The organism is Streptomyces sp. NPDC002265 (assembly GCF_040296125.1).
Taxonomy (GTDB): Bacteria; Actinomycetota; Actinomycetes; order Streptomycetales; family Streptomycetaceae; genus Streptomyces.
Genome location: NZ_JBEOWS010000343.1, coordinates 1 through 10,183 on the forward strand (window position 1 = coordinate 1; position 10,183 = coordinate 10,183).

General features: G+C 74.0%; 8 protein-coding genes. 6 read left to right on the top strand and 2 right to left on the bottom strand.

Annotated elements, in window-relative coordinates:
• Together ABT085_RS38050 and ABT085_RS38055 are read right to left on the bottom strand one after the other, a co-directional pair.
• The coding region (locus ABT085_RS38050) for a DUF5691 domain-containing protein (protein WP_502982910.1) at nucleotides 1–231 on the bottom strand (231 nt) is incomplete at its 3' end.
• An 82-nt stretch (nucleotides 232–313) separates the two neighbouring features.
• Nucleotides 314–1,669 carry an SWIM zinc finger family protein gene (locus tag ABT085_RS38055; RefSeq protein ID WP_351618961.1) on the bottom strand — a complete coding sequence of 452 codons (1,356 nt, stop codon included), beginning with the start codon at nucleotides 1,667–1,669 and terminating at the stop codon, nucleotides 314–316.
• A 156-nt stretch (nucleotides 1,670–1,825) separates the two neighbouring features.
• On the opposite strand from ABT085_RS38055, the gene ABT085_RS38060 reads away from it, so the two are divergent.
• The 6 genes from ABT085_RS38060 to sucD all read left to right on the top strand — a co-directional run bounded on the left by ABT085_RS38060 (nucleotide 1,826) and on the right by sucD (nucleotide 10,125).
• The gene (locus ABT085_RS38060; RefSeq protein WP_351618964.1) at nucleotides 1,826–2,956 is read left to right on the top strand and encodes an ATP-binding protein; all 1,131 of its coding nucleotides are present in this window, start codon (nucleotides 1,826–1,828) and stop codon (nucleotides 2,954–2,956) included.
• A gap of 112 nt (nucleotides 2,957–3,068) precedes the next feature.
• Nucleotides 3,069–5,474 carry a DUF5682 family protein gene (locus ABT085_RS38065; protein ID WP_351618967.1) on the top strand — a complete coding sequence of 802 codons (2,406 nt, stop codon included), beginning with the start codon at nucleotides 3,069–3,071 and terminating at the stop codon, nucleotides 5,472–5,474.
• Complete coding sequence (locus ABT085_RS38070) at nucleotides 5,471–6,676, top strand: VWA domain-containing protein (protein WP_351618970.1); 1,206 nt, start codon at nucleotides 5,471–5,473, stop codon at nucleotides 6,674–6,676. The genes ABT085_RS38065 and ABT085_RS38070 overlap by 4 nt, the downstream gene beginning before the upstream one ends.
• A gap of 188 nt (nucleotides 6,677–6,864) precedes the next feature.
• Nucleotides 6,865–7,470: a hypothetical protein gene (locus tag ABT085_RS38075; RefSeq protein ID WP_351618973.1), complete on the top strand. Its 606-nt coding sequence runs from the start codon at nucleotides 6,865–6,867 to the stop codon at nucleotides 7,468–7,470.
• A 567-nt stretch (nucleotides 7,471–8,037) separates the two neighbouring features.
• Nucleotides 8,038–9,219, top strand: a complete 1,182-nt coding sequence (gene sucC, locus ABT085_RS38080; protein WP_351618976.1) for an ADP-forming succinate--CoA ligase subunit beta — start codon at nucleotides 8,038–8,040, stop codon at nucleotides 9,217–9,219.
• Between the two features lie 21 nt (nucleotides 9,220–9,240).
• Nucleotides 9,241–10,125: a succinate--CoA ligase subunit alpha gene (gene sucD, locus ABT085_RS38085; RefSeq protein WP_351618979.1), complete on the top strand. Its 885-nt coding sequence runs from the start codon at nucleotides 9,241–9,243 to the stop codon at nucleotides 10,123–10,125.
• The last annotated feature ends 58 nt before the right edge of the window (nucleotides 10,126–10,183 follow it).

Below are 10,183 nucleotides of genomic sequence, written 5' to 3' on the forward strand. Positions count from 1 at the left end.
GCGCGGGTCGGCGGGCGCGGGCTGCGGCCGCCCGGCCGCGCGGGCCGGCCGCAGCCCGGCCCGTCTGCGTACGGTCTGGACGGCCGCCGCGTCCAGCAGCGCCGCCGGGGCCGCCCGGCCCGGCACCGAGAGAGCGGGTGTACGCCGGTCGGTGCCGAGCAGCGCCGTGGTGACCAGGTCCTCCCAGGAGCCCGGCGCGGGCGTGTCCACCGGCGGGGACGTCCTGTTCATCGGATTCCTTTCCGCTTCATCGGGCTTCCTTTCCACGGACGGGGGCCGTGCGGCAGATCAGGGCCGGGCGACGACCGGCGGGTCAGCACAGGGACACCGCCTCGCCCGCGCCCTCGGGCCAGGCCGTCAGCGGGGTGAACCCGCGGTGGCCGCACTCGCCGAAGACCTTGACGGGGCCGCCGCCCGAGAGCGCGACCAGCCGCCACAGGCCGGGCCGGGAGCGGGCGGCGGGCGTCAGCGGCAGGGCCGTGTCCCCCTCGGCGTCCGCGAGCTGCCAGGAGTCGCCGTCCGGGACCGGTATCACCCGCTCCAGCGTCACCGGGACCGAGTCCAGCCAGGGATCGTCCCGCAACGCCCGGCCGTAGCGGACGGTCGCGTCGGCCGCCGACCCGCCGGCCGGCCGCAGCCGGGTCGGCACGGGGGCCGCGAACCGCTCGCCCAGCGCCACCCGCGGCTGCCCGGTGCCCGGGTAGGCGGACACCTCGGCCTCCAGGGACAGCCCCACCGGCAGCGCGAGTTCCGGGGACCGGCCGGCGGCTCCGTAGGAGAGGAGCAGCGCCGTGCGCCGGGTCGTGGCGCCGTGCAGCCAGATCCGGCGGGTCGTCAGCTTCGTGTCCCCCGTGTCGTACTGGGCGAGGACCAGCCAGTGGTCGCGCACCGGCGGGCCGTCCGCCGCGCCGGGCAGGCCGACGCGGGTACGGACCGCCGCCGCCAGGCCGTCCGGCAGCAGCTCGCGGCGCAGCCAGCCCCGGGCCAGCAGGTGGAGCAGCGCGCACTCCTCGAGCAGTCGCACGGGCCAGCCGGAACCGGACGCCGGTATCGTCCCCAGTTCCCTTACCCGGGAGGCCAGTCCGGGCGCCTGGGCGTCGACCATGCGGGCCGCCGTCTCCTCCCACAGCCCGTACCCCGCCTGCTCCGCCGCGGCCAGACCGCCGCGCAGCAGGTCCGTCAACCGCTCCTCGAGCTCGGTCGCCCCCGCCGTCACCGAGGCGGCCCGGCGCTCCGCCCTGCGCCGCGCCGCCTCGGGATCGGCGCCACCCGGCGCGGAACCCCCGGCGCCCTCCGTCCGTTGTGCCTGCGCCCGGTTCCTTCTCCCCTCCAGCCACTGCCCGGCCCACGCCGGCGGCTCTCCGGGCGGCACCGCGCCGTCCCCGCCCGCCCAGAGCAGCAGCAGTCCGAGCGCGTGCTTGCACGGGAACTTCCGGCTCGGACAACTGCACCGGTACGCCGGACCGGACGCGTCCGCGACATCGACCACCGTCCGGTACGGATCGCTGCCGCTCCCCTTGCACAGACCCCACACCGCCCCCTCGCCGGAACTGCCCGCCTCGGACCACGGCCCGGCCTCGCCGAGCCTGCTCCCCGCCCTGCCTGAAGCGGCGTCAGGTGCCAGTGCCAGCACCTGGTCCGCCGTCCAGCGCACCCCCTGCTGCGTCATGACATCGAAGGTAGGTCCCCCCACTGACAATCGGCCCCGAGGCCGGGACCCGACCCCTGCGGATCCGGCGTCCCTGCAGGTCGGAGCGGATTGTCAGTGGCGTGGTGCACGGTGGACACCAGATCCGAACCGGCCGAGCTGGAGGGGACCTCAGCCATGACTGTGTCCGTGGAACCGACGGTGGTCGATCCGCCCGCGCAAGGTGCGGGGGAGGCGTTGCGGCCGCACGCCGAGGAGGCCTTCGCCGCCGAACTGGCCGCCCTGGCCGCGCAGGACGACCGTCCGCGCCCGGCCCGCTGGAAGCTGTCGCCCTGGGCGGTGGCGACCTACCTGCTCGGTGGCACCCTGCCCGACGGCACCGTCGTCACACCCAAGTACGTCGGCCCGCGCCGCCTCGTCGAGGTCGCCGTCACCACACTCGCCACCGACCGCGCCCTGCTCCTGCTCGGTGTGCCCGGCACCGCGAAGACCTGGGTCTCCGAGCATCTGGCCGCGGCGGTCAGCGGTGACTCCACCCTGCTGGTGCAGGGCACGGCGGGCACTCCGGAGGAGGCGATCCGCTACGGCTGGAACTACGCGCAGCTGCTCGCCCACGGCCCGAGCCGCGACGCCCTCGTGCCGAGCCCCGTCATGCGGGGCATGGCGCAGGGGCTGACCGTGCGCGTCGAGGAGCTGACCCGTATCCCGGCCGATGTGCAGGACACGCTCATCACCATCCTGTCCGAGAAGACGCTGCCCGTACCGGAGCTGGGACAGGAGGTGCAGGCGGTCCGCGGGTTCAATCTGATCGCCACGGCGAACGACCGCGACCGCGGCGTCAACGATCTGTCCAGCGCGTTGCGCCGGCGTTTCAACACGGTCGTGCTGCCGCTGCCGGAGAGCGTCGACGCGGAGGTCGGCATCGTCGCCCGCCGCGTCGACCAGATCGGCCGCTCCCTCGATCTGCCGGCCGCGCCCGACGGCATCGACGAGATCCGCCGCGTGGTGACCGTCTTCCGTGAACTGCGCGACGGGATCACCGCCGACGGCCGTACGAAGGTGAAGTCGCCCAGCGGCACCCTGTCCACCGCGGAGGCGATCTCCGTCGTCACCAACGGCCTTGCGCTGGCCGCCCACTTCGGTGACGGCGTGCTGCGGGCGGGTGACGTCGCCGCGGGCATCCTCGGCGCCGTGGTCCGCGATCCGGCCTCCGACCGGGTTGTGTGGCGGGAGTATCTGGAGGCGGTCGTGCGCGAGCGGGACGGCTGGCAGGACTTCTACCGCGCCTGCCGGGAGGTGAGCGGATGAACGCCACCGGGCGCTGTCTGCCGGACCGGCCCCCGGGGCGCCGAGCAGAGCAGCACCGGCAGCGACCACGTCGCGGACGAGGGGGACAAGGGGGACGAGGGGGAGGAGCGGGATGACGACCGAGGGCGGGAGGGAACCGCTGCTGCTCGGCGTGCGGCACCACGGGCCGGGGTCGGCGCGGGCCGTGCGGGCCGCGCTGGACGCCGCGCGGCCGGGTGCGGTCCTGGTCGAGGGGCCGGCCGAGGCCGGCGACCTGATCCCGCTGGCCGCCGACGAGGACATGAGGCCGCCGGTCGCCCTGCTGGCCCATGCCGTCGACGAGCCGGGCCGTTCGGCGTTCTGGCCGCTGGCGGAGTTCTCCCCGGAGTGGGTGGCGATCCGCTGGGCCCTGGAGCACGGCGTGCCGGCCCGCTTCATCGACCTCCCGGCCGCGCACACCCTGGCCTGGGGACCGGCGGAGGCCGACAGGGACGGGGACGGGCCGGACACGGGCGACTCGGGTGACGCGGGCGGTGGGGCGGAGGGGCGCACTCCCGGCGCCGACCTGCGGATCGACCCCCTCGGCGTGCTCGCCGGGATCGCCGGACACGACGATCCCGAGCGCTGGTGGGAGGACGTCGTCGAGCACCGGGGCGCGGGGGAGGAGGGCGACGCGCTCGCACCGTTCACCGCACTGGAGGAGGCCATGACGGCGCTGCGCGAGACGTACGGCGGCGGGGGGTACGACCGGGATCCCGTGCGGGAGGCGCACATGCGGATCCAGCTGCGGGCGGCGCGGCGGGAGCTCGGGGACGGTGTCGCCGTGGTGTGCGGCGCCTGGCACGTGCCCGCGCTCCGGCGGCGGACCACCGTGGCCGCCGACCGGGCCCTGCTGAGAGGGCTGCCCAAGGTCAAGGCGGAGGTGACCTGGGTGCCGTGGACCCACCGCCGGCTCTCCAGGGCCGGCGGATACGGCGCCGGTGTCGACTCGCCGGGCTGGTACGGGCATCTGTTCACCGCTCCGGACCGGCCGGTCGAGCGCTGGATGACCAGGGTCGCCGGACTGCTGCGCGAGGAGGACCGGCCCGTGTCCTCCGCGCACGTCATCGAGGCGGTGCGGCTCGCCGACACACTGGCGGCGATGCGCGGCCGCCCGCTGCCCGGACTGAGCGAGATGACGGACGCCGTGCGGGCGGTGATGTGCGACGGCTCGGACGTGCCGCTGGCGCTGGTGCAGGACCGCCTGGTGGTGGGGGACGTCCTGGGCGAGGTGCCGCGGACCGCCCCGGCGGTGCCGTTGCAGCGCGACCTCGACCGGTCGCAGCGCCGGCTGCGGCTCAGACCGGAGGCGTCGGCGCGGGACCTGGAGCTCGACCTGCGCAAGGAGACCGACGCGGGCCGCAGCACCCTCCTGCACCGGCTGCGGCTGCTGGGCGTCGACTGGGGCGAGCCGGCCGCCTCGCGGGGCAGCACGGGCACGTTCCGGGAGACCTGGCGGCTGCACTGGGAGCCCGAGCTGACCGTACGGGTCGCCGAGGCCGGGGTGTGGGGGACCACCCTGCTCGCCGCCGCGACCGGCAAGGCCCGGGCGGACGCTGTCGGCGCACGGAGCCTCGCCGATGTCACCGCGCTGGCCGAGCACTGCCTGCTGGCCGGCCTCCCGGCGGCGCTCCCCACGGTGATGCGGGTCCTCGCCGACCGCGCGGCCCTCGACACGGACGTCGGCCATCTCGCCCAGGCGCTGCCGGCCCTGGTCCGCTCCCTGCGCTACGGCGATGTGCGCGGCACGGACACCGGGGCGCTCGCCGAGGTCGCCGCCGGCCTCGCCGAGCGGATCTTCGTCGGCCTGCCCCCGGCCTGCGCAGGCCTCGACGCCGACGCGGCCGACGAGATGCGGCGCCGGCTGGACGAGGTGCACGGGGCGGTGGCCCTGCTCGGTGACGTGCTCTCACCGGAGCGCGCGGACCTGCGGGGGCGCTGGCACCGGGTGCTCGGGGTGGTGTCGGGGCGGGACACCGTTCCCGGCGTGGTGCGCGGGCGGGCCGTGCGGCTGCTGCTGGACGACGGGGAGCTGGCGCAGGACGAGGCGGCCCGGCTCATGGGGCTCGCGCTGTCACCGGGGACACCGCCCGGGGAGGCGGCCGCGTGGATCGAGGGCTTCGCAGGCGGCGGCGGCATGCTCCTGGTGCACGACGAGCGGCTGCTCGCTCTGGTCGACGGTTGGCTCACCGCCGTACCGGCCCGGGCGTTCACGGACGTGCTGCCGCTGCTGCGGCGCACCTTCTCGACGTACGAACCGGGGGTGCGCAGAACGCTCGGGGAACTGGTGCGGCGCGGACCCCGAGCGGCGGGGCGGACGGCGGGCGGGCCGGGCTCCGGCCTCCCCGGCTTCGACCCGCAGCCGGACGCCGAGCGCGCGGACGCCGTACTGCCGGTGGTGCGGCTGCTGCTCGGCCTCGACACCGGCCCCGCGTCCGCCGCGGACGGCGACGGCGTGCCGGACAGCCCGACGGACGACCTGGTGGGGGTGGACGGATGACGACCGGACCGACTGCAGCGACGGACCCGGATCCGGCGGGGGAGCGGCTGCGGCGCTGGCGGCTCGTGCTCGGCGGCGACGCGGCCGACGGCACCGGGTGTGCGCTGTCCGGGCAGGACTCCGCGATGGACGGGGCACTCACCGCGCTCTACGGAAAGGGGGACCGGCCGCAGTCGGGGCGGGACCGCGCGGCGGGGCTGGGGGCGTCGGCGCCGTCCGTGGCCCGCTGGCTGGGCGACATCCGGACCTACTTCCCCTCCTCCGTCGTCCAGGTCATGCAGCGCGACGCCATCGACCGGCTCGGACTGTCCGCGCTGCTGCTGGAGCCGGAGATGCTGGCGGCGGTGGAGGCCGACGTGCACCTGGTCGGCACCCTGCTCTCCCTCAACAAGGTGATGCCCGAGACCACGAAGGAGACCGCACGGGCCGTCGTGCGCAAGGTCGTCGAGGACCTGGAGAAGCGGCTCGCCGCCCGCACCCGGGCCACGCTCACCGGCGCCCTCGACCGCAGCGCCCGGGTCGCCCGGCCGCGCCACCACGACATCGACTGGAACCGCACGATCGCGGCCAACCTCAAGTACTACCTGCCGGAGTACGGGACGGTCGTGCCGGAGCGGCTCATCGGGTACGGGCGTGCCTCGCGGTCGGTGAAGAAGGAGGTCGTCCTCTGCATCGACCAGTCGGGGTCCATGGCGGCGTCCGTCGTCTACGCGTCCGTGTTCGGGGCGGTGCTGGCGTCCATGCGCTCCATCAGCACCCGGCTCGTCGTCTTCGACACGGCGGTCGTCGACCTCACCGACCAGCTCGACGACCCCGTGGACGTCCTCTTCGGGACCCAGCTCGGCGGCGGGACGGACATCAACCGGGCGCTCGCCTACTGCCAGTCCCGGATCACCCGGCCCGCGGAGACGGTGGTCGTGCTGATCAGCGACCTCTACGAAGGCGGGATACGCAACGAGATGCTCAAGCGGGTCGCGGCGATGAAGGCGTCGGGTGTGCAGTTCGTGACGCTGCTCGCGCTGTCGGACGAGGGGGCACCGGCCTACGACCGGGAGCACGCGGCCGCGCTCGCCGCACTGGGGGCCCCGGCCTTCGCCTGCACCCCCGACCTGTTCCCGGAGGTGATGGCGGCGGCGATCGAGAAACGGCCGATCCCGGTGCCGGACACCGAGGGACACGCCCCGCGAGGACCGGTCCCGTAGAACCGGGGGTGAAGGCACGGCCACGGCGGGACGGCCGGGGCATGACGGTCACGGAGGGCGGGAAGCGAAAAACGGACATGCCTACTCATCGGTAACAGGGGGCTTGCGCGACGCGGGGAGGCGCGTGCGAGGATCGACGCCGCCTCTCGCGTGTCACCCGTTCCGTCGTATCCGAGGATCCCCCCGTCTTGATCTGGCCGGCCGTCCTGTCCGGAGCCGCTCTGCGCGTGGTGCGCACGGCGGCCGGGCGGCGTGCGCTGCAAGGCGTGCTGCTGGCGGGCGGGCTGTTCGCGCTGGGATTCCTCTGCGGGGAGCGTGCGCACGCGGCGGGAGGCACACCTCCCCGAGCCGCCGCCCCGGCCCCGTCCCGTGCCCCGGCCCCGTCCCGTGCCCCGGCCCCGTTCCGTGCCCCGGCCCCGCCTCGCGTATCGGCCGCTGCCTTCGCCCCGGCGTCGGCCTCCACCCTGGCCTCCGCTCCTTCCTCCGTCCTGGCTTCCGCCCCTTCCTCCGCTCCTTCCTCCGCCCCGGTTCACGCCCCGGCCGCCGCCGTCCCCTCGGTCGCGGTGGGCGGGGTCCGGGTGCCGGGTGCGTCGTACGGGCCGCGGCCCGGTGATTCCGACCGTGTTCAGGCCGGCCGACCGGACCTCGACGACGCGACGCCGCGCCACGGCGACGCACAGGCCGTCCCCCTGGACCGGCAGCTTCCGCTGCGGTTCGTGGCCGGCCCCACGGCGGGCGCGGACGCCACCGGGACCGGGGACAGGCACCGGGACATCCCCGTATCCCCCGCCTAGCGGGACGGGGCCTTGCCGTGCCGTCGGTTGCGGGGCGCGCGGGATCGTGCACCGGACGTTCCGTGCACACAGAGCGTGCACGCCCGGCGGGACATGCGACCCGTCGCCCGCGGCGGCACCCGCTGCGACATCTGCCGCGGTGCGGCCCGACAAGCGACTCCGCGGAACCGAAGGACCCGGACGGCCGAAAGCCGTCGGTCGGTCCGGGGCGGTTCCTGCGGAGGAGGGCGGAAAGATCCTCATTGGGGTGAGGATCGGCCGTCCTGGCCCCTTCCGGGGTCCGTTCCAGGGGCCTCACCGGGTCAACCCCAGCCCGGTGAGGCCCCACCTTCGCGGCACGGCGTGCCAAAGAGTGCCGCATACGCGGCATCATGTGACAGGTATCACCGCTGCGGTGTGACCCTCGATTTAGAGACCCTCCGCAACCGGCGATAACCTGCGAGACGGACATGCCGCGCGCTCGGACACCGTGTGCGCACCCCCTGTGACACAGCGGTCGTCACGTTGCCCTCGCGGCACGCCCACGCATCCAACGAACCGCGAGATCACTGATAGGGACGGAAGCGCGTGGACCTGTTCGAGTACCAGGCGAGGGACCTCTTCGCCAAGCACGATGTACCGGTGCTGGCCGGTGAAGTCATCGACACGCCTGAGGCCGCCCGCGCAGCCACCGAGCGTCTCGGTGGCAAGTCCGTCGTCAAGGCGCAGGTGAAGGTCGGTGGCCGCGGCAAGGCCGGCGGCGTGAAGCTGGCCGCGACCCCGGACGAGGCCGTCGCCCGTGCGACGGACATCCTCGGCATGGACATCAAGGGCCACACGGTCCACAAGGTGATGATCGCCGAGACGGCCCCGGAGATCCTGGAGGAGTACTACGTCTCCTTCCTCCTGGACCGCGCCAACCGCACCTTCCTCTCCATCGCCTCCGTCGAGGGCGGCATGGAGATCGAGGAGGTGGCCGCCACCCGTCCGGAGGCTGTCGCCAAGACCCCGATCGACGCCAACGAGGGTGTGACCCCGGAGAAGGCGCGCGAGATCGTCGAGGCCGCGAACTTCCCGGCCGAGGTCGCCGACAAGGTCGCGAACGTCCTGGTCACCCTGTGGAAGACCTTCATCGCCGAGGACGCGCTCCTGGTCGAGGTCAACCCGCTGGCCAAGGTCGCCTCCGGCGACGTCATCGCCCTGGACGGCAAGGTCTCCCTGGACGAGAACGCCGAGTTCCGCCAGCCGGAGCACGAGGCCCTCCAGGACAAGGAGTCCGCCAACCCGCTCGAGGCCGCCGCCAAGGCGAAGAACCTCAACTACGTCAAGCTCGACGGCGAGGTCGGCATCATCGGCAACGGCGCGGGTCTCGTCATGAGCACCCTGGACGTCGTCGCGTACGCCGGTGAGAACCACGGCGGCGTCAAGCCCGCCAACTTCCTCGACATCGGCGGCGGCGCGTCCGCGGCCGTGATGGCGAACGGCCTGGAGATCATCCTGGGCGACCCGGACGTCAAGTCCGTGTTCGTCAACGTCTTCGGCGGCATCACCGCCTGCGACGAGGTCGCCAACGGCATCGTCCAGGCCCTGAAGCTCCTCGAGGACCGTGGCGAGGACGTCACCAAGCCGCTCGTCGTCCGTCTGGACGGCAACAACGCCGAGCTGGGTCGCCAGATCCTCTCCGACGCCAACCACCCGCTGGTCCAGCGCGTGGACACCATGGACGGCGCGGCCGACAAGGCCGCCGAGCTCGCGGCTGCTGCGAAGTAAGGGACGAGGGACTAAACAGCCATGGCTATCTTCCTCAACAAGGACAGCAAGGTCATCGTCCAGGGCATGACCGGTGCCACGGGCATGAAGCACACCAAGCTCATGCTGGCCGACGGCACGAACATCGTCGGTGGCGTGAACCCCCGCAAGGCCGGCACCTCCGTCGACTTCGACGGCACCGAGATCCCGGTCTTCGGCACGGTCGCCGAGGCGATGGAGAAGACGGGCGCCAACGTGTCCGTACTCTTCGTACCGCCGGCGTTCGCCAAGGCCGCCGTGGTCGAGGCGATCGACGCGGAGATCCCCCTCGCGGTCGTCATCACCGAGGGCATCGCCGTCCACGACTCGGCCGCGTTCTACGCGTACGCCGTGTCGCAGGGCAACAAGACCCGCATCATCGGCCCCAACTGCCCGGGTCTCATCACCCCCGGCCAGTCGAACGCCGGCATCATCCCGGGCGACATCACGAAGCCGGGCCGTATCGGCCTGGTGTCGAAGTCCGGCACGCTGACGTACCAGATGATGTACGAGCTGCGTGACATCGGCTTCTCGTCCGCCGTCGGCATCGGTGGCGACCCGGTCATCGGCACCACGCACATCGACGCGCTCGCCGCGTTCGAGGCCGACCCCGACACCGACCTGATCGTCATGATCGGTGAGATCGGCGGCGACGCCGAGGAGCGGGCCGCGGCCTTCATCAAGGAGAACGTGACCAAGCCGGTCGTCGGCTACGTCGCGGGCTTCACCGCGCCCGAGGGCAAGACCATGGGCCACGCCGGCGCCATCGTCTCCGGCTCCTCCGGCACCGCGCAGGCGAAGAAGGAGGCCCTCGAGGCCGCCGGCGTCAAGGTCGGCAAGACGCCGACCGAGACGGCGAAGCTGGCGCGCGAGATCCTCGCGGGCTGACCGGACACCGGACCACCGGCCGGCGGACGCCCCGCGCGTCGCGGCCGCGGCAGGGCCC

Excerpts from the sequence above, each read along its gene's own strand:
- ABT085_RS38055 (WP_351618961.1), bottom strand. The coding sequence starts at position 1,669 with ATGACGCAGCAGGGGGTGCGCTGGACGGCGGACCAGGTGCTGGCACTG.
- ABT085_RS38060 (WP_351618964.1), top strand. The coding sequence starts at position 1,826 with ATGACTGTGTCCGTGGAACCGACGGTGGTCGATCCGCCCGCGCAAGGT.
- ABT085_RS38065 (WP_351618967.1), top strand. The coding sequence starts at position 3,069 with ATGACGACCGAGGGCGGGAGGGAACCGCTGCTGCTCGGCGTGCGGCAC.
- ABT085_RS38070 (WP_351618970.1), top strand. The coding sequence starts at position 5,471 with ATGACGACCGGACCGACTGCAGCGACGGACCCGGATCCGGCGGGGGAG.
- sucD (WP_351618979.1), top strand. The coding sequence starts at position 9,241 with ATGGCTATCTTCCTCAACAAGGACAGCAAGGTCATCGTCCAGGGCATG.